14 protein-coding genes are annotated in these 19,571 nt (G+C 70.1%); 11 read left to right on the top strand and 3 right to left on the bottom strand.

The genetic code is table 11. The features are described 5' to 3' along the window. The first annotated feature begins 102 nt into the window (after positions 1–102). The 8 genes from mutS (NKT36_RS13610) (at position 103) to NKT36_RS13575 (ending at position 11,426) form a co-directional block, all read left to right on the top strand. Positions 103–2,826, top strand: a complete 2,724-nt coding sequence (gene mutS / locus NKT36_RS13610; protein ID WP_327051596.1) for a DNA mismatch repair protein MutS — start codon at positions 103–105, stop codon at positions 2,824–2,826. Between the two features lie 65 nt (positions 2,827–2,891). Continuing rightward, complete coding sequence (locus NKT36_RS13605; RefSeq protein WP_327051595.1) at positions 2,892–4,832, top strand: acetate--CoA ligase; 1,941 nt, start codon at positions 2,892–2,894, stop codon at positions 4,830–4,832. Positions 4,833–5,044: 212 nt separating this feature from the next. After that, positions 5,045–6,859 (top strand): bacterio-opsin activator domain-containing protein, encoded by a 1,815-nt coding sequence (locus NKT36_RS13600; RefSeq protein WP_327051594.1) that lies wholly within the window; start codon positions 5,045–5,047, stop codon positions 6,857–6,859. A gap of 206 nt (positions 6,860–7,065) precedes the next feature. Further along, positions 7,066–9,057, top strand: coding sequence for an acetate--CoA ligase (gene acs, locus NKT36_RS13595; protein WP_327051593.1), 1,992 nt, complete (start codon positions 7,066–7,068; stop codon positions 9,055–9,057). Next, entirely contained in the window at positions 9,054–9,254 is a 201-nt protein-coding gene (locus tag NKT36_RS13590; RefSeq protein WP_327053397.1) for a universal stress protein, read from the top strand. Before acs ends, NKT36_RS13590 begins: the two co-directional genes overlap by 4 nt. A 54-nt stretch (positions 9,255–9,308) precedes the next feature. Further along, positions 9,309–9,947, top strand: a complete 639-nt coding sequence (locus tag NKT36_RS13585; RefSeq protein ID WP_327051592.1) for a hypothetical protein — start codon at positions 9,309–9,311, stop codon at positions 9,945–9,947. Between the two features lie 228 nt (positions 9,948–10,175). Beyond that, positions 10,176–10,736: a GNAT family N-acetyltransferase gene (locus tag NKT36_RS13580; protein WP_327051591.1), complete on the top strand. Its 561-nt coding sequence runs from the start codon at positions 10,176–10,178 to the stop codon at positions 10,734–10,736. A 63-nt stretch (positions 10,737–10,799) separates the two neighbouring features. Continuing rightward, on the top strand, positions 10,800–11,426 hold the full coding sequence (locus NKT36_RS13575; RefSeq protein ID WP_327051590.1) for a thermonuclease family protein: 627 nt from the start codon (positions 10,800–10,802) through the stop codon (positions 11,424–11,426). A 32-nt stretch (positions 11,427–11,458) separates the two neighbouring features. Here the strand turns inward: NKT36_RS13575 and NKT36_RS13570 are convergent, their stop codons facing one another. Together NKT36_RS13570 and NKT36_RS13565 are read right to left on the bottom strand one after the other, a co-directional pair. Next, a complete protein-coding gene (locus NKT36_RS13570; RefSeq protein ID WP_327051589.1) occupies positions 11,459–12,436 on the bottom strand; it encodes a hypothetical protein in 978 nt (325 codons plus the stop codon). Positions 12,437–12,801: 365 nt separating this feature from the next. Next, positions 12,802–13,089: a hypothetical protein gene (locus NKT36_RS13565; protein ID WP_327051588.1), complete on the bottom strand. Its 288-nt coding sequence runs from the start codon at positions 13,087–13,089 to the stop codon at positions 12,802–12,804. 140 nt (positions 13,090–13,229) lie between these two features. Between NKT36_RS13565 and mutL the strand changes: the two genes are divergently transcribed. The 3 genes from mutL to nucS all read left to right on the top strand — a co-directional run bounded on the left by mutL (position 13,230) and on the right by nucS (position 16,916). Further along, positions 13,230–15,539, top strand: a complete 2,310-nt coding sequence (gene mutL, locus NKT36_RS13560; RefSeq protein ID WP_327051587.1) for a DNA mismatch repair endonuclease MutL — start codon at positions 13,230–13,232, stop codon at positions 15,537–15,539. Between the two features lie 45 nt (positions 15,540–15,584). Beyond that, the gene (locus NKT36_RS13555; protein ID WP_327051586.1) at positions 15,585–16,088 is read left to right on the top strand and encodes a DUF6735 family protein; all 504 of its coding nucleotides are present in this window, start codon (positions 15,585–15,587) and stop codon (positions 16,086–16,088) included. A 93-nt stretch (positions 16,089–16,181) separates the two neighbouring features. Further along, positions 16,182–16,916: an endonuclease NucS gene (gene nucS / locus NKT36_RS13550; RefSeq protein ID WP_407652180.1), complete on the top strand. Its 735-nt coding sequence runs from the start codon at positions 16,182–16,184 to the stop codon at positions 16,914–16,916. A 1-nt stretch (position 16,917) separates the two neighbouring features. Here nucS and mutS (NKT36_RS13545) read toward each other — a convergent pair whose 3' ends face one another. After that, complete coding sequence (mutS, locus tag NKT36_RS13545) at positions 16,918–19,542, bottom strand: DNA mismatch repair protein MutS (RefSeq protein WP_327051585.1); 2,625 nt, start codon at positions 19,540–19,542, stop codon at positions 16,918–16,920. Between the last annotated feature and the right edge of the window lie 29 nt (positions 19,543–19,571).

Genomic DNA, 19,571 nt, shown 5'->3' with positions numbered 1-19,571 from the left:
CTGTTCGATTCACCGTCGCCGCCGTCGAATCCACACCGTTTTGGTCGCCCCGGAACTGGCTCCGTACATGCAACCGCGCACGCGCAGCGAGGAGGTGTCGCCGTGAGCGAGGGCGGCATCGTCGGGGAGTTCCTCTCGCTCAAGGAGGAGACGGACGCCGACGTCCTGACGATGCAGGTCGGCGACTTCTACGAGTTCTTCGGGGAGGACGCCGAACTCGTCGCCGACGCGCTCGATCTGAAGGTCTCCCAGAAGTCGAGCCACGGCAGCAGCTACCCGATGGCCGGCGTCCCCGTCGACGACCTGACGCCGTACCTCAAGGGCCTCGTCGAGCGGGGCTACCGCGTCGCCGTCGCCGACCAGCACGAGACGGCCGACGGCCACGCCCGCGAGGTGACGCGCGTCGTCACGCCGGGAACGCTGCTGGAGACGACCGCGACCGACGCCCAGTACCTCGCCGCCGTCGTGCGCGCCGAAAGCGAGCACGCGTACGGGCTGGCGTTCGCCGACGTGACGACCGGCCGGTTCATGGTCACCGGCGTCGCGGGCGACGACGCGACGGCACGGGCGCTGACGGAACTGTACCGCTTCGACCCCGCCGAGGTGCTGCCGGGGCCCGACGTCCGGAACGACGACGAGTTCGTCGGTCGCCTGCGCGAGCGCGTCGACGCCTCGCTGTCGGTCCACGACCCCGACGCGTTCGCGCCGGGGAAGGCGACCCACGTCACACGCGAGCAGTTCGGCGCCGAGACGCTGGCCAGCCTCGGTCTCGACGCCGACCGCGGCCAGGACGTCCCCGAGGTCCAGGCGGCCGGCGCAGTGCTGGACTACGTCGAGACGACCGGCACGGGCGTCAGGGAGTCGATGACGCGCCTGCAGCAGTACCGGCCGGACGACCACGTCGAACTCGACGCGACGACCCAGCGCAACCTCGAACTCACCGAAACGATGCAGGGCGACAGCGAGGGGTCGCTGTTCGCCACGGTCGACCACACGGTGACGAGTCCGGGAAAGCGCCTGCTGAAGGAGTGGCTCCAGCGCCCCCGGCGCTCGCTCGACCTCCTCGAACGGCGGCAGGCGAGCGTCGCCGCGTTCGCCGACGCGGCGCTCGCCCGCGAACGCGTCCGCGAGACGCTCGACGACGTCTACGACCCCGAACGGCTGGCGAGCCGGGCGGTCCACGGCAGCGCCGACGCCCAGGACCTGCTGCGCGTACGGGACACGCTCGCCGTCCTTCCCGACCTCGCCGACGCCGTCGCGGCCGACCCGACGCTCGGCGACTCCCCGCTCGCCGACGTGGTCGACCGTCCGGACCGCGACGCCGCGGCCGCGCTGCACGACGAACTGGCGGCGGCGCTCGCGGAGGGCCCGCCGAACACCGTCACGCAGGGCGGCCTCCTCCGCCGGGGGTACGACGACGAACTCGACGAGGTCGTCGCCCAGTACGAGGAACACCGCGAGTGGATGGACACCCTCGCCGACCGCGAGAAGCGGCGGACCGGCATCACCCACCTCCAGGTCGACCGCAACAAGACCGACGGCTACTACCTCCAGGTCGGCCAGTCGGAGACCGACCAGGTGCCCGACGAGTACGAGGCCGTCAAGACGCTGAAGAACTCCGAGCGGTACGTCACCGACGAACTCCGGGAGCGCGAGCGCGAGATCTTCCGCCTGGAGGAGCGCCGCGGCGACCTGGAGTACGAACTGTTCCAGCAACTGCGCGAACGTGTTGCCGAGCGCGCCGAACTGCTGCAGGACGTCGGCCGCGCGCTCGCCGAACTCGACGCGCTCGCCAGCTTCGCCGTCCACGCCGTCGAGAACGGCTGGGTGCCCCCGGACCTCGTCGACGACGGCCTCGACGTCCGGCAGGGCCGCCACCCCGTCGTCGAGCAGACGACCGAGTTCGTCCCCAACGACGTCCGGATGGGCGACGCGGGGTCGCCGCCCGGCGGGGACCGCGACTTCCTCGTCGTCACCGGGCCGAACATGAGCGGGAAGTCGACGTACATGCGCCAGACGGCGCTCATCGTCCTGCTGGCGCAGGTTGGCAGCTTCGTCCCCGCCGACGAAGCCACGGTCGGCCTCGTCGACGGCATCTACACCCGCGTCGGCGCGCTCGACGAACTCGCGCAGGGCCGCTCGACGTTCATGGTCGAGATGCAGGAGCTCTCGAACATCCTCCACTCCGCCACCGAGGACTCGCTGGTCGTCCTCGACGAAGTGGGACGGGGGACTGCGACCTACGACGGCATCTCCATCGCGTGGGCCGCGACCGAGTACATCGTCAACGAAATCGGCGCGAAAACGCTGTTCGCCACCCACTATCACGAGCTGACGGACCTCGCCGACAGCCTCCCGGGCGTCCGGAACGTCCACGTGGCGGCGGACGACTCCGGCGACGACGTCACCTTCCTCCGGACGGTCGAGGAGGGGCCGACGAACCGCTCGTACGGCATCCACGTCGCGGACCTCGCCGGCGTCCCGGAACCGGTGGTCGAGCGCTCCGAGGACGTCCTCCGGCGGCTCCGCGAGGACGAGGCCATCGACGTGCGCGGCGGGAGCGACGGCGGAACCCAGCAGGTCGTCTTCGACCTCGAATCGGGGCAGTTCGACCGGCGCGGCGACGAGAAATCGGTGGACGCGACGGACAACTCAGGGTCGACGGACGACGAGGATTCGACGGACGACGCGAACGGAACGACACTCACGCCCGAGCAGGAGGCGGTGCTGTCGGACGTGCTCGACGCGTCGGTGAACGAGCTCACGCCCGTCGAGGCGCTGTCGAGGATACAGGAGTGGCAGTCGGAGCTGGAGGACGCGGAGTAGTTCGGGCAGGCGCGACCCCCACGAGAGGCGAACGTTTTTCCCTATTTACGCGAAATCGGAGACGAATGGCCGACAGCAGTTCGGACGAGACGTGCCCCGAGCGCGAGTGGGAGACGCCGCCGGATTCGTTCGTCGAGCAGGCGAACGTCGCGGCGGCCGACCGCGACGCGTTCGAGGAGAGAGGATGGCCCGGGTGCTGGTCTGTGGCCGCCGACCTGCTGGACTGGGACCGCCCGTTCGACGCGGTGCTCGACGACGAGGGGGCGACCCGCTGGTTCCCCGGCGGGCGGCTGAACGCCTCGTACAACTGCGTCGACCGCCACGTCGAGGCCGGACGCGGCGACGAGACGGCCATCACCTGGGAAGGAAAACTCGGCGAGACGCGGGCGTACAGTTACCGGGAACTCGCCGGGGAGGTGAACGCCTTCGCGGCGGCGCTGCGCGAGCTGGGCGTCGGCGAGGGCGACGTCGTCACGCTCTACCTGCCGATGATCCCCGAGTTGCCGGTCGCCATGCTGGCCTGCGCCCGCATCGGGGCGCCGCACTCGGTGGTGTTCGCCGGCTTCTCCGCCGACGCGCTGGCGACGCGGCTGTCGGGTGCCGACTCGGAGTACCTCGTCACCTGCGACGGCTACTACCGCCGCGGGACCGCCATCGACCTGAAGCGCCGCGCGGACAACGCCTGCGTGTCTGCGGACCACGACGTCGAGCAGGTGGTGGTGAACCGTCTGGAGGACGACCGGCCGGTGGGCGACCACCACGCGTACGCCGACCTCGTGGCCGAGCACGAGGGCGCGACGGTCGACCCCGTCTCGCGGGGGGCCGACGACCTGCTCTTCTACATCTACACCTCCGGCACGACCGGCGAGCCGACGCTGGTCCGGCACACGACCGGCGGCTACCTCACTCACGTGGCGTGGACCAGCCACGCGGTGCTCGACCTCGGTCCCGACGACACCCACTGGTGTTCGGCCGACGTCGGGTGGATCACGGGCCACTCCTACGCCGTCTACGGGCCGCTCGCGCTCGGCGCGACGACCGTCCTCTACGAGGGGACGCCGGACCATCCCGAGACCGACCGCCTCTGGGAGATCATCGAGCGCAACGGCGTCGACGTGTTCTACACGGCACCGACGTCCATCCGCGCGTTCATGAAGTGGGGCGAGGAACACCCCGAGGGCCACGACCTGTCGAGCCTGCGCCTGCTCGGCAGCGTCGGCGAACCCATCGACGAGACGGCGTGGCACTGGTACCGCGACCACGTCGGCGACGGCGACTGTCCCGTCGTCGACACGTGGTGGCAGACCGAGACGGGCGGCATCGTCCTCTCGACGCTCCCCGGCGTCGACCGGATGCGCCCCGGCGCGGTCGGCAAGAGCCTGCCGGGCGTCGAGACGGCCGTCGTCGACGAACTCGGCGAGCGCGTCGCCGCCGGCGAGGCGGGTCAGCTCGTCGTCACCCGCCCCTGGCCGGGGATGGCCCGGTCGCTCTGTGAGGGCGCCGGCTGGGGCGCGCGCCGCACCAGGACCGCCGACGGCGAGTGGCACTACGAGACGGGCGACAACGCCGTACGGGACGACGACGGCTACCTCCACCTGCTCGGACGGGCCGACGACGTGGTGAAGGTCTCCGACCGGCGGCTGAGCACGACGGAGATCGAGTCGGCCATCGTCGGCGTCGAGGGGGTCGCGGAGGCCGCGGTCGTCGTCGGCGCCGACGAAACCGCCGTGCAGACGTCCGAGATCCACGCGTTCGTCAGCCCGGAATCGAACGTCGCGGGGGACCAGACGCTCCGCGAGCGCGTTCGCGACGCGGTGCAGGAGGCCATCGGCCCCATCGCGGTCCCGGACGTGGTGACGTTCGCGCCGTCGCTCCCGAAGACCCGCTCCGGCAAGGTCGTTCGCCGGTACCTCGCCGCCATCGCCAGCGGGGAGGACCTCGGCGACACGAGCGCGCTCCGGAACCCGGACGTCGTCGGCGAACTCGAATCGCTCGTCGACAGGTGAGCATCGTTTCGCTTTTCGAGGAGAAGGAGAAATTCGTCGGGCGGTAGCTCCGTCCGGACAGCGACAGCGGCGGTGGTGGCGGTGACGGGCCTGGAGGCGCAACTGGACGGTCCGTCCCCGTCGTTGAGGGGGCCGCCAGAACGGCGCAGCGGCGCAAGCGGCGGCACGGTACCGAACTTTTTATTCGCTTTCCCGGGAGAATCCGAAACGATATGGGCGCCGACACGGCCGACGAGTACCTGACGACCGCGGAGTTCGAGCGGCTCAGGCGCCGGACCGAGACCTATCGCGAGGACCTCGTGGTGGCGCTCGCGGGTCGCGTCGGGCTCCGGGCGTCCGAGATCCCGCGGGTCCGTCCGGCGGACCTCCGCGAGCACGAACGCGGCGGCGAGGTCCACACCCTTCTCGCGGTCCCCGACGGCGACGGCGACGCCCGCGAGGCGTACGTCCCGCCGGCGGTCGCCCACGACCTCCGGAAGTTCGCGAACGTCAACGACGTGGGGCGGCACGACCCGGTCGTCGACGTCTCGGCCCGGCGCGTCCAGATGCTCGTCAACGACGTTACCGACCGGACCGACGGCCTGGAGGACGTCACCTGCCGGGACCTGCGCCAGCACTTCGCGCGGCGACTCCTCGTCGAGGAGGGCGTCCCCCCGCGGGTCGTCCAGGCCGTCGGCGGGTGGGGAAGCCTCCAGAGCCTCGCGCCGTACCTCGACGACCCGACCACGGACGAGGTCGTCGACGCCCTTGGCGGCGGGTCTGGGCGTCGTGCGGCCGCCCGCGCCCCGACCCGTCGTGACCTGCCGCGACGCGACCCGCCACCGCGACGCAACGGCGGTCGAGGACCGGCCGCCGCGGGAGCGACCGCCGCGGGAGCGACCGCCGCGGGAACGACCGATACGCGGAGCGACGACCTCCTCGCGTGCGCCGGCGAACTGGGCGCGGCGCTCGCCGAGGTGTCCACGAGCGAGGACGCGGAACGGGTCGTCTGCGACCGCCTCGCCGACCCGTATCGCGCCGTCTGGGTGTGCGACGAGCGCGGCAGCGTCCGGACGAGCGCGGCACCGGACCAGGCGGACGGGGTTCCAGAAGCGGTGTTCGACGCGGTAGATCTGGGCGACGACGGGGACGACGCGACCGTGGTCGAGGCGGTGACCGAAGGCGTGCTGTCGCGGTGTTCGTACGCCGTCGCACCGCTGCGGTCGAGCGAGACCGTCCACGGACTGCTCTGCGTCGCCGCCGACTCGTTCGCAGCGGCCGACCGGACGTTCCTCGCGGACGTCGGCCGCCGCGTGGGCCGGACGCTCACGGCCATCGCGCGCAAGCAGTTGCTGCTGGCCGACACCGGCGTCGCGCTCTCGCTGCAGACGACCGACCGCGGCGTGTTCCTCGTCGCCGCCTCGGCCGACCTCGACTGCCGGTTCGAACTCGAGGGCGTCGTCCCGGTCGAGGACCACTCGCTGCTCTACTTCGTCACGGCCAGCGGGGCCGCGGTCGAGGACGTGCTCGAGCGGGTGTCGGGCACCGACGCCGTCGACGAGGCCCGGCTCATCCGCGACTACCGCGACGGGGCGCTCTTCGAGTTCGCCGTCTCGAGCGAGTCGCTGGCGTCGATACTCGTCGAGCGCGGCGGCACCGTTCGCGAACTCTCCGTCGAAAGCGGCGTCGCCGACGTGTCCGGCGTCTTCTCGCGGCGAGTGGACGTCCGGCGGGTCGTCGAAGCGGTCGAGGACGCGTTCCCGCGGACGGACCTGGTCTCGAAGCACGAGGTCGAGGAGCCGGTGCGGAGCGCGGCCACCGTCCAGCAGACGGTGCTCGACCGCATCACCGACCGCCAGCGGACCGTCCTCCGTGCCGCCTACCTCGCCGGATACTTCGAGTGGCCGCGCGGCAGCACCGCCGAGGAGCTGGCGGCCTCGATGGACGTCTCGTCGCCGACGCTCCACAACCACCTCCGGAAGGCACAGCAGACGGTGTTCGACGCCGTGCTCGACGGCCCGGACCGCGGCGTTCCGGACGCCGAGTAGTACTTCCCGACGCCAGGTGGTACTTCTGGACGCCGAGAGACACTAACTGTCTAGCGTCGCGGACCGGAGCGAAGTGGTAACACGACCCGAGAACGCCGGAAAGATTCGCCAACCTACGCGACGACGCTCCTTCTCCTGGAATATCGGCGGTTGGGATAGTTAGTCCCCCCACTTATATGGCAGTCTTCGGTCTGTGAACGTAGCTCATGCAGGAAGAACAAGACGTGGAACTCGAAGCCCGACTCGCGGACCAGGAGCGGTTCGAACCGCCGGAATCGTTCGTCGAACAGGCGAACGTCGCCGACGGGTCGGTCTACGAGGAGTTCGAGGAGGAGTGGCCAGGGTGCTGGACGCAGGCCGCCGACCTCCTCGACTGGGACGAGGAGTACGACACGGTACTGGACGACTCGAACCCACCGTTCTACGAGTGGTTCACCGGCGGGTCGCTGAACGCCTCGGCGAACTGTCTCGACCGCCACCTCGACGAGCGCGGCGACGAGGCCGCCATCGAGTGGGTGGGGGAACCCACCGACGAGGACAACCGCACCTTCACGTACGAGGAACTGCACCGCGAGGTCAACGAGTTCGCGGCGGCGCTGCGCGAGCTGGGCGTCGGCGAGGACGACGTCGTCACGATGTACATGCCGATGGTGCCGGAACTGCCCATCGCGATGCTGGCGTGTGCGCGCATCGGCGCGCCCCACTCGGTGGTGTTCGCCGGCTTCTCCGCCGACGCGCTCGCCACCCGGATGAACGCGGCCGACTCCGAGCATCTCGTCACCACCGACGGCTACTACCGCCGCGGCGACCACCTCGAACACAAGGCCAAGGCCGACGAGGGGCTCGCCGGCGTGGACCACGAAGTGTCCGACGTGGTCGTGGTCGACCGCCTCGGCGACGCCTACGACCACCCGATGGCCGACAACCACCACGCGTACGGCGACCTCGTCGCTGAGCAGGCCGGCGCGGCGGTCGAGCCGGTGTCGCGGGATGCCGAGGACATGCTCTTTCTCATGTACACCTCCGGCACCACCGGTCAGCCGAAGGGCGTCAAACACACCACCGGCGGCTACCTCTCGTGGGCCGCGTGGACCTCCCAGTCCGTGCTGGACATCAAGCCCGAGGACACGTACTTCTGCTCGGCCGACATCGGCTGGATCACGGGCCACTCCTACATCGTCTACGGCCCGCTCGCGCTCGGCACGACGACGATGATGTACGAGGGGACGCCGGACTACCCCGAGAAGGACCGCCTCTGGGACATCGTCGAGGAGTACGAGGCCGACCAGCTGTACACCGCGCCGACGGCCATCCGCGCGTTCATGAAGTGGGGCACGGAGTACCCCGACAGCCACGACCTGTCGAGCCTGCGCCTGCTCGGCACCGTGGGTGAACCCATCAACCCGCGCGCCTGGAAGTGGTACTACAAGCACATCGGCGGGGAGGACTGCCCCGTCGTCGACACCTGGTGGCAGACCGAGACCGGCGGCATGATGGTCACCACCCTGCCGGGCGTGAAGGACATGAAGCCCGGCAGCGCCGGGCCGCCGCTCCCCGGCCTCGACGTCCAGGTCGTCGACACGAACGGCGACGAGGTCGAACCGGGCGAGGCCGGCTACCTGACGGCCCAGAAGCCGTGGCCGGGCATGCTGCGGACGCTCTACAACAACGACGAACGGTACATCAGCGAGTACTGGGAGGAGTACTCCGACACCGACTCCGACGACCCGGACGACTGGGTGTACTTCCCGGAGGACGGCGCGAAGGTCGACGAAGACGGCTACATCACGGTGCTGGGCCGCGTCGACGACGTCATCAACGTCTCCGGCCACCGCCTCGGGACGATGGAGATCGAGTCGGCCATCGTCGGCGTCGAGGGGGTCGCCGAGGCCGCCGTGGTCGGCGGCGACCACGAGATGAAGGGCGAGGCGGTCTACGCCTACGTCATCACCGAGGACGGCCAGGAAGGCGACGCGGCGTTCGAGGAGGAGATCGTCGCGGCCGTCGAGGACGCCATCGGTCCCATCGCCCGCCCCGAGGCGGTCGTCTTCACGCCGGAACTGCCGAAGACGCGCTCCGGGAAGATCATGCGTCGCCTCCTCGAGGACATCGCCAACGAGGAGGACCTCGGCGACACTTCTACGCTGCGGAATCCGGACGTGGTCGAGGACATCGAGGCGAAGGTACGCGACGACTGAGCGAGTTCTTCCTTTCGACGCTCGCATCGCTACCAGACGACATCGAGGAACACTTCTGCGGGGGCCAGCCACGCACGGGCGTCGCCGACTTCGGCGACGAACACGACGTCGACCTCATCGTCACGAGAAGCCACGGCCGCTCGGGCATCCCCCGGATGCTGCTTGGCAAAGCGTCACTTGCGGCGGGCCAGGGATAATCTCCACTTCGCCCAGCAGGGAATTTATGTCAGGACAGGGCGAAATCCGTAGCGATGGCGTTCACCGACCTTCCCCTGAAGCGGTCCGCGCCTCTCGGCGTCGGCGCGTACGTCCTCGGGTACCTCCTGGCCGTCGCAGTGACGGGCGGTCGCGTGGACGAGGTGATGCGCATCGAAATCGCCGGCGAGTACGCTGACCCCGCCCCGCTCGCGCAGATACTCGGCTCCCAGTCGCCGTCGTGGGTCGTCAACGGCTGGTTGTTCTACAACGCGCACTTCGTCCCGACGAGTCTCCCGACTGCCGACGCGGTGAACGGGATGGCGCATCTCACGAACCGCAACCTCCTTTCCTCGCTCGGCGGCCCGCTCCTCGCACTGTACCTCCTGCCGCCGCTGCTCCTGCTCGGTTCCGGCTACCTCGTCGTCCGCAGCGGGTCGACGTTCGGTGCGAACGGCGTACGGAACGCCGGGGCGAGCGTCGCCGTCGGATACGTCCCGGCGTTCGTCCTCGGCGCGTTCGTCTTCGACGCGAGCGCGGCGACCGCATCGGTCACCGCCACGCCCGCGGGACTCTCGACGATCTTCTTCGGATTCGGCTACCCCGTCGCGTTCGGTGCCGTCGGCGGGATGCTGGCGGAACGGCGCAGCGACCCCGCGTCGGACGCTCCCGACGGCAAGGTAGAAACCCGGTAACGACCACCGGGCGACTGCGCGAAGCCACCACGTTCCGACCGAGAACGGGAAGGTCCTGATTACGCGTCTCGTCGTTCGGGCCGTCGACCACTGCGTTCGGAAAGCGTAGTGCACGGTCCAGACCGTTCGGTCTGACCAGTTTGGCTGACCGCGACATCAGATGACCCCGGCCGGACCTGTTCGCGGTGATACAGAAAGCATTTGCCGGGTAACGGAATCGCAGTAGCTATGCCAGGTGCACGAGTCGCGAGCGGCAAGCGCGTCGCATTGCGGACGGTCGAGAGCGAAGACGTCCCGTTCCTCCAGCGGGCGTTCGCCAACCCGGAGATCCGCTACCCGCTCGGGACGCAACTGAAGAACCAGGACGAGATCGAATCGTGGAACGAGGACGAGGGAAAGGACCACTTCCTGGTCTGCCTCGAAGACGATGACGCCGGGCCCGGCCAGCCCGACGGGGACGACGTGCGGCCCATCGGGGCAGCGACCGTCGAGGACGCCGCGTGGCGGCGGCCGGACCTCGCCTACTGGCTCGTTCCCGAGGTCCACGGCGAGGGCTACGGGAAGGAGGCCGTCTCCCTCGTCGTGGACTACGTCTTCCGGACGTACGAACACCCCGCAGTGGGCGCCGGCGCCTACGCATTCAACGACGCCTCGCGCGGCCTGCTGGAGTCGCTCGGGTTCACCGAGGAGGGCCGCACGCGCAAGGACCGGTTCGTCGACGGCGAGTACGTCGACGGTATCCAGTACGGACTGCTCCGCAGCGAGTGGTACGACGGTGACGACGCGTAACGGTCGGCGGGTCCCTCGACCGACACCCAATCCTTTTCTCCCGCGCATCCGAGACCGAACGCGATGAATGGTCGTGCCGCTGCGCTCGCCGTCGGACTCGCCGCCCTCGTCGTGCTCGCCGGGTGCGCGAACTTCGACGGGGCGGACCCCTGGCCGACGAAGGGAACCACCGAGTCGACGCTTGCGACCGGGACGAACGACGCAGACGGAGCGACCAACGGAACCGTCGCCACCGTCGTCGAGGTGGTCGACGGCGACACGGTCGAGATAGCGTACGCGAACGACACCCGCGAGACGGCGCGCCTGCTCGGTGTCGACACCCCCGAGGTCCACGCCGAGTCCACTCCGGCGGAGTTCGAGGGCGTCCCGGAGACGAGCGACGGCGTGCAGTGTCTGCGGACGTGGGGCGACAGGGCGAGTTCGTTCGCCCGTGACCGCCTCGCCGGCGAGCAGGTCCGGATCACCTTCGACGAGAACGAGGGACGCCGCGGCGGCTACGGCCGCCTGCTGGTGTACGTCCACCACGACGGGCGGCTGTTCAACCACCGACTCGTCGAGGAGGGCTACGCCCGGGTCTACGACAGCGATTTCGAGAAGGGTGAGCGGTTCTACGCGACGGAGGACCGGGCGCAGTCGCAGTCCGTCGGGGTCTGGGCGTGCCGTGACGGCGGGACGACGCGTTCCGGGTGAAGAAGTGAGGAAGTGAGGAAACGTTCCGGCGATCAGTTGCTGGTGGTCGTCCCGGAGTCGAGTTCGACCGTCCGCTCGGCGGTGACGGGGCCGTCGACGCTCGCGGTCACCGCGTCGGTATCGCCTTCGGAGTCCCCGCCGCCAGCGTACTCCGTGTCGAACGTCTGCGTCCACTCGACGCGACCGCCGGCGTCGACGGAGCGGTCGACGATGGTCGACTCGTCGTCGTCGGCGATGCGAGCGGTGGGCCAGTAGACGGCGGCGAGGAACCGGCCGTCCGTCTCGGAGACGTTCTCGACGACGAGCGAGATGTCGACCGACGACTCGTTCGGGGTCGCCTCGAACGACCGGAGTTCGAACTCGGGCGCGGGGCGACCGAGCGCGTCGACCTGGTCGTCCGAGAGCGTCCACTCGGCCGTCTCGCCGCCGTACCGGCAGCGGACGGCGACGGCGCTCGCGTCGACCGGCGACGGCAGTTCGAAGGCGACCCAGCCGACCTCGTAACTGTTCGCGTAGGGACTATCGTAGGGAATCTCGCCGCGGCCGGCGAGCGACGTGGTGTTCCCGCCCGTCGTCCGGTCCTCGACGTAGATGGGTGAGTACGTCTCGCCGTCGACGACGAGGTCGAAACTGTCGTACGACGGCGCGCCCGTGGCGTTCGTCTCGGACGTCGTTCCACTTCGAACGGCGGCGACGACGAACTGCTGGCCGTCCGGCGCGATGACGCCACCTGAACCCATCGCCGATTCGTACGCGACCGCCTTCCGGACGGTCGCGTCCGTCACGTCGACGACCACGTCGCCGATCGTCCGTTCGGAGGATTCGGGTTCCGAAGTGGTCGACGTTCCGTCGCTGGTCGTCGACGTATCGGTCGGCGTGGTCGTGTCCGTGGTCGACGTTTCGGTCGTCGTTCCGTCGGAGTCTGTCGTGAGGTCGCCGGCGCACCCAGCGAGACCGGTGAGAGCGGTGCCGGCAACGCCGAGGAATCGGCGGCGGTTGCTGGAGGGCATCGCTCGCCGGTACTGTCTTCTGTGCTAAATGTCTTCTGTGCTATCACAGCGCAGTTTCCCCCGACTCTCCCGACGGCACCTCGAAGGAGGGTCGTCACTCGCTGTCGTCGAATGGGTGTCGTCACTCGCTGTTCGGAAACGTTGCCTCCCGTCGCGAAGACGGCGTCCCCGGTGCGAAGACGTCGTCGTCCGCTACGGTGGCCCGGCGGTTATCGAATCCTGCTTATCGCCCACGCTATCGCGAGCATGGCAAAACCGGTCAGGATATGTTTCACGAGCGGACGGACGCCACGGTCTGTACTGTCGTTCTCCACGAGAGGAGTTAGGGTCCGACGCGTAAAACGACCCCGGCGTCGTGCGGATACCTACCGGCTGATGCGCATGTCGTCGAGCGCGCCGGCGACGGTCCAGTCGTCGTCGCCGAGGCTGTAGTGGCGCACCTCCGGCGTCTCCCACTCCCCGTCGACGTACCGGGCACTGATCTCGCAGCGCCGAATCGAGTTCTCACCGGGGCTGATCTCGATCCGGAACCGGTCGTCGGGCAGGTAGTCGACGGGGCTGACCGGCCCTTCCATCGTGGTCCCGTCGTGCAGGGTAACCTCGACGTGGTTGCCCGGGATGAGTTCGTCGAGCGTGTCAGTAAGCGATGTCATCGTCACGTGTTCGACGGCGTGGACCAGTGTAAACGTGGTGGCCTCGATGGAGGAGAAAATCGCCCCACTGCGCGTCGTTCGACCCGTGCAATCGGTCGGTGTGCCAAGCTTGAAGACGGCACGGGGACACGTTTCGAGGGATGAGCGAGGGGGACCACGACCCGGCGGACGCACAGCGGGCGGAGACCGACATCCGCGAGCTGGACGAGCGGACCGTCCAGCAGATAGCGGCGGGCGAGGTCGTCGAACGTCCCGCCAGCGTCGTGAAGGAACTGATAGAGAACAGCCTGGACGCCGACGCCTCCCGGGTCGACGTCGCAGTCGAGGCCGGCGGTACGGAGCGCATCGTCGTCCGCGACGACGGCGTCGGGATGACCGAGGCCGACGCCCGCGCCGCGGTCAGAGAGCACACGACGAGCAAGATACGCGACGTGGACGACCTGGAGTCCGGCGTGGCGACGCTGGGGTTCCGCGGCGAGGCGCTGTACACCATCGGCGCGGTGTCCCGGACGACCATCCGGACCAAACCTCGCGGCGGCGACCGCGGGACGGAGCTCCGGCTGGTCGGCGGCGACCTGGAGGCGGTCGGGCCGACCGGCTGTCCCGAGGGGACGACGGTCGAGGTCGAGGACCTCTTCTTCAACACGCCCGCCCGCCAGAAGTACCTGAAGACCGAATCGACGGAGTTCTCGCGGGTCAACCGGGTCGTGACGCGCTACGCGCTGGCGAACCCCGACGTCGCCGTCTCGCTGTCCCACGACGGCCGGGAGGTGTTCGCGACGACCGGCCGCGGCGACCGCCAGTCGACCGTCCTGTCGGTCTACGGCCGCGAGGTCGCCGAGGCGATGATTCCCGTGGAGGGCGGCACGGACGACGGAACCGTCACCGTCTCCGGCCACGTCAGCCACCCCGAGACGACCCGCAGCAGCCGAGAGTACGTCTCCACCTACGTCAACGGCCGCTACGTTCGTTCCGCGGCAGTCCGCGAGGCCGTCCTCGAAGCGTACGGCAACCAGCTCGCACCCGACCGCTACCCCTTCGCGGTGCTGTTCGTCGACCTCCCGGGCGACCAGGTGGACGTCAACGCTCACCCCAGGAAGATGGAGGTCAGGTTCGAGGAGGAGGGCGCCGTCCGCGACGCCGTGCACGACGCCGTCGAAGCGGCCCTGCTCGACCACGGCCTCGTCCGCTCGTCCGCGCCGCGCGGACGGTCGGCGCCCGACGAGGCCGACGTCGCCCCCGAGCGCGACACAAATGCCGACGCACCGACCCACGAACAGTCCAAACTCGGTGCAGACGGCGACGCTGCGACCGACGCTCCCGTCGAGTCGACCGGTGACGCCGCCGACGCGCCAGAGGACTCGACGACCGCGAGCACCCGTCCGGGCATGGACGAGGTGTCGTCCGCGACCGGGTCGGACGGGCCGTCTGCGAACGAGTCGACGCAGGCGGGGCGAGATCCGACGCCGACCACGTCGGACGCCGCCGCCTCCGACGACCGGACGCTCGACGGACCGCCGTCGGCCGGATCCGGGACTGGTCGGTCCACCGACGGTCACGCGACGGACGCGAGGCCGAACGGATCGACCGCCGACGGAACGGCGGCATCGACCGACGGCGAATCGGAGCCGGCCACCGCGGAAGCGGCGGCCGACGAGAGACCGGCGATGGCGGCCACCTCAACCGACGCCCGCACCGCCGGAGACCCCTCGCGGAAGTTCCAGCCGGCGACGGAGACGGCGACGCTCGGCGACGCGCCCGGCGGGGCGACGACCGAGTTCGACCGACTGCCACCGATGCGGGTGCTCGGACAGCTCCACGACACGTACGTCGTCGCGGAGACGCCGGACGGCCTCGTGCTCGTCGACCAGCACGCCGCCGACGAGCGGGTGAACTACGAGCGCCTCTGCGAGCAGTTCGCCGGCGAGACGACGACGCAGGTGCTCGCCGACCCGGTCGAACTCGAACTCACCGCTCGCGAGGCCGCGCTGTTCGACGAGTACCGCGACGCGCTGGCGCAGCTTGGGTTCCACGCGGGCCTCGTACCCGAGGAGGACGCGACGGACGGCGACGGTTCGCACGACGCGACCGGTGGCCGACTCGTCGAGGTGACGACGGTGCCGGCGGTCCTCGGCGAGACGCTCGACCCCGAACTGCTCCGCGACGTGTTGAGCGAGTTCGTCTCGACGGACCCCGACGAGCGCGGGGAGTCCACCGTGTCGGCGACCGCCGACGCCCTGCTTTCTGACCTGGCCTGCTATCCCTCGGTCACCGGCAACACCTCGCTCCGGGAGGGCGACGTCGTGGACCTGCTCGCGGCGCTCGACGACTGCGAGAACCCATACGCCTGCCCGCACGGGCGGCCGGTCGTCATCGAGTTCGGCGAGCGCGAGATCGAGGAGCGCTTCGAGCGGGACTACCCCGGTCACGCTCACCGCAGACCGGAGTGACCGTCCGGACCTTTTTGTACCATCGCGGGACCATGCGTCGCCGCCGTGGGACACCGAGCACTCGTCGCCTACGAGCGACCCGATGGCCGCTACGACGTCCACTACGCGCACTGGGGCGCGGCGGGGCTCGCGCTCCAGCGGGAGATAACCCCCGCGACGCCGTTCGCCGACCGGCAGCGGAACGGGTGGACGCCCCGCGTCGACCCCACGCCGAGGGCGCGCGCCGTGGCGTTCGACGACCTGCCCGACCACGTCGACGTCCGCGAGTTCGAGGCGCTGTACGTCGTCACGCTGGCGTGGGTCGTGACGGCGTACCTGCCGCTGTGGTTCGGCCCGACGCTCGACAGCGACGTCGACGCCGGCGCGCTCGTCGCCGTCGACTCGCCGGCGGACGCGCGCCGGGTCCGCCGGTGGTTCCGTGCGACCCGCGCCGTCGTCCACGACGTGGTCGCGCGCGGAGCGCTCTCCGAACGCGAGGCAGTCGTGTGCCTCGCCGCCCGCGTGACCGAGTGGACCGGCGACCGTCGGGAGGTGATACCCGTCGGGTGAACGGACGACGCCCGCTGGGACGAGCAGTCCGACGACAGCGTCGCCCAGTCTGCTGACGGGCGGCTTATTACGCCGGGCCACCTACCGCCGGCAGTGACGTCCATCGAGGGTTCGGACGCCCCCGCCACGCTCCTGTCGCCCACGCTCGCGGAGACGCAGGACCACGTCGCCGCCGCCGTCGAGCGCGGCGACCTCGTGACCGTGTTCGGCCGCTGCACCGTCGAGTACGACGGCCGGGCGAGCAGCCACCTGGGTCCGGGCGACCGACTCGTCGTGCTCAAGCCCGACGGAACCGCACTCGTCCACACCGAGGAGGGCCACCAGCCGGTCAACTGGCAGCCGCCGGGCGCGACGCTCACCACCGCGATGCGGGACGACGAGCTACTGGTCCGCAGTGAACGCACGACGCCCGACGAGGCGCTCGTGGTGGCGTTCGAGCGCGTCGCGCAGGCGTCGGCGTTCGACGTGACCGACGCGAACGACCTGTCGCTGTCGGGCACCGAAGAGGACCTCCGGCAGCGCATCCTCGACGACCCCGCGCTCGTGGAACCCGGGTTCCGCCCGCTCGCGACGGAGCGGGAGACGCCGGCCGGAGCGGTCGACATCTACGGGACGGACGCCGACGGGACGACGACCGTCGTCGAACTGAAGCGGCGGCGCGTCGGCCCGGACGCCGTCGGACAGCTCTCGCGGTACGTCGACGCGCTCGAACGCGAACTGCACGCGGCGGCGGCGGTCCGCGGCATCCTCGTCGCGCCCTCCGTGACCGAGCGCGCTCGCCGCCTGCTCGCGGAGAACGGCCTGGAGTTCGTCTCGCTGGAGCCGTAGACTACTCGACCTCGCGTTTCAGTTCGGCGAGTTCGTTCATCGCCTCCAGCGGCGTCATCGTCGCCACGTCCACCTCGCGGAGGCGGGCGGCGATGTCGGCGTCGAGAGCGTCGGAAGTCTCCCATGACGATCCGTCGTCAGCGGGCGAGTCGCGTCTGGTCGGCACCTCAACGTCCTCCTCGCCACCCGCATCAGCGTCGTCGTCCTCGACCGCGTCGAGCAGCGCGGTCGAGCGCTCGACGACGCGCTCCGGGACACCGGCCTCGCGGGCGACCTGGACGCCGTAGGACGCGGTGGTCGCGCCGGGCGCGACGTTGTGATCGAAGACGACGTCGCCGTCCCGCTGGTCGGCCGAGAAGTGGAGGTTGACGGCGTTCGGCAGGTCGGCCGCGACCTCCGTGAGGTCGTGGTGGTGGGTCGCGAAGAGTGTCTTCGCGCCGATCTCGTCGTGGACGTGCTCGGTGACGGCGCGCGCGATGGCGAACCCGTCGGCGGTGCTGGTGCCGCGGCCGACCTCGTCGAGCAGGATGAGGGAATCCTCGGTAGCACTGCGGAGGATGTCGGCGAGTTCCGTCATCTCGACCATGAACGTCGAGCGGCCGCCGGCGATGTCGTCGCTCGCGCCGACGCGGGTGAACACGCGGTCGACCAGGCTCACCTCCGCCTCGTCGGCGGGGACGAAGCTGCCAACCTGCGCCAGCAGCACGATGAGCGCCGTCTGGCGCATGTACGTCGACTTCCCGCTCATGTTCGGCCCGGTGATGACCGCGAGCGCGTCGTCGTCGAGGTGGGTGTCGTTCGGCACGAACGACGACTCGGTGCGCTCGACGACGGGGTGGCGGCCGTTGCGGACGTGGATGCCGTCGCCACCGACCTCCGGGCGCGAATAGCCGTGCTTCGCGGCCACCTCGGCGAGCGCGACGAGGACGTCGAGTTCGGCGAGCGCGTCCGCGAGCGCCTGCACGCGCTCGGACTCGGCGGCGACCGCCTCCCGGACCTCCCGGAACAGGTCGTACTCCAGGTCGTCGGCGCGCTGCTCGGCGCGGACGATCTCGTCCTCGCGCTCTTTGAGTTCGGGCGTGACGTATCGCTCGGAGTTCTTCAGCGTCTGCCGGCGGGTGTAGTCGTCGGGCACGCGGTCGAGGTTGGGGTCGGTGACCTCGATGTAGTAGCCGTGGACCTGGTTGTAGCCGACCTTCAGCGAGTCGATGCCGGTGCGCTCGCGCTCCCGCTGTTCGAGGGCGTCGATCCACTGCTTGCCCGAGCGCTCGGTCTCGCGGAGGGCGTCGAGCTCGTCGTCGTACCCCTCGCGGATGACGCCGCCCTCGGTCACCTCGATCGGGGGTTCCGTCTGGATCGCGCGGCCGATCAGGTCGCGGACGTCGGCCATCTCGTCGAGGTCGGCGCGCAGCGACCGGAGTTTGGCCGACTCGACGTCGGCCATCGCGTCGGCGACGTCGGGGACGACGTCCAGCGTCGCCTTCAGCGACCGGAGGTCCCGCGCGTTCGCCCGGCCGCGGGCGACGCGCGAGATGAGCCGTTCGACGTCGTAGACGTCCCGGAGCAGGTCGTGGACCGTCTCGCGGGCGCGGACGAGTTCCGTCCACTCCTCGACGGCGTCGAGGCGGGCCTCGATGCGGTCGCGGTCGAGCAGCGGCCGCCGGAGCCAGTCCTTGAGCGTCCGACTGCCGAGCGCGCACGCCGTCTCGTCGAGGACGCCGACGAGGGTGGCGTCCTCGTGGCCGTGGACCGCGCGCGGTTCGAACAGTTCGAGGCTCTGGAGGGCGACAGCGTCGAGCAGCACGTACGACCGGGGGTCGTAGCGGGTGAGGTGGTTGAGGTAGTCGAGGCGGGCGTCCTCGTCGTCGGTCGCGCCGCCGCGGGCGTACTCGGCGTATGCGAGGAGCGCGCCGCAGGCCTGTACCTCGGCGTCGGTCGCGAGCAGTCGCTCCGGCGGGCCGAAGTAGTCGGCGACGAGGTCGCTCGCGGCGTCGCGCTCGAACGCCGTCTCGTCGTACGCCGACACCGTGCAGTCGGGGGCGAAGGGGTCAGTCGGGGCGTCGGGGCCGACGATGGCTTCGGCGGGACCGAACCGGCTCAGTTCGTCGGCCGCCGCGTCCCCGGTCTCGACCGTGGTGGCGTAGAAGTCGCCCGTCGAGACGTCGAGCACGGCGATGCCGTAGCCGTCACCGCGGGCGAGGCTGGCGACGAAGTTGTTGTCGTCGGTGTCGAGCAGTTCGTCCTCGGTGAGCGTCCCGGGCGTGACGACGCGGGTGACCGCCCGGTCGACGACGCCGGTGGTCTCCTCGGGGTCCTGGACCTGGTCCGCGACGGCGACGCGGTAGCCCGCGTCGAGCAGCGTCTCGATGTACGACTCGGCGTTGTCGATGGGGATGCCCGCCATCGGGTACTCGCCAGTGCTGTCCTCGCGCTGCGTGAGCGTTATCTCGAGCAGGCGTGCGGAGATTTCGGCCGCTTCGCAGAACGTCTCGTAGAAGTCGCCCACCTGAAAGAGCACGAGCGAGTCGTCGTATCGCTCGCAGAGTTCGAAGTACTGGGACATCATCGGTGTCAGTTCGTCGCTCTGCTCGGCCATCTTCTCCGGTGGCCCCAGCGCCGCGTCCATGGCCGAATCCAGTGCCCCCGTGCCAATAA

Source organism: Halomicrococcus gelatinilyticus, assembly GCA_024227995.1.
In the GTDB taxonomy this organism is placed as follows: Archaea; Halobacteriota; Halobacteria; order Halobacteriales; family Haladaptataceae; genus Halomicrococcus; species Halomicrococcus gelatinilyticus.
Note: the sequence above shows the minus strand (reverse complement) of the source record. Positions and strands in the feature narration are given on the sequence as shown.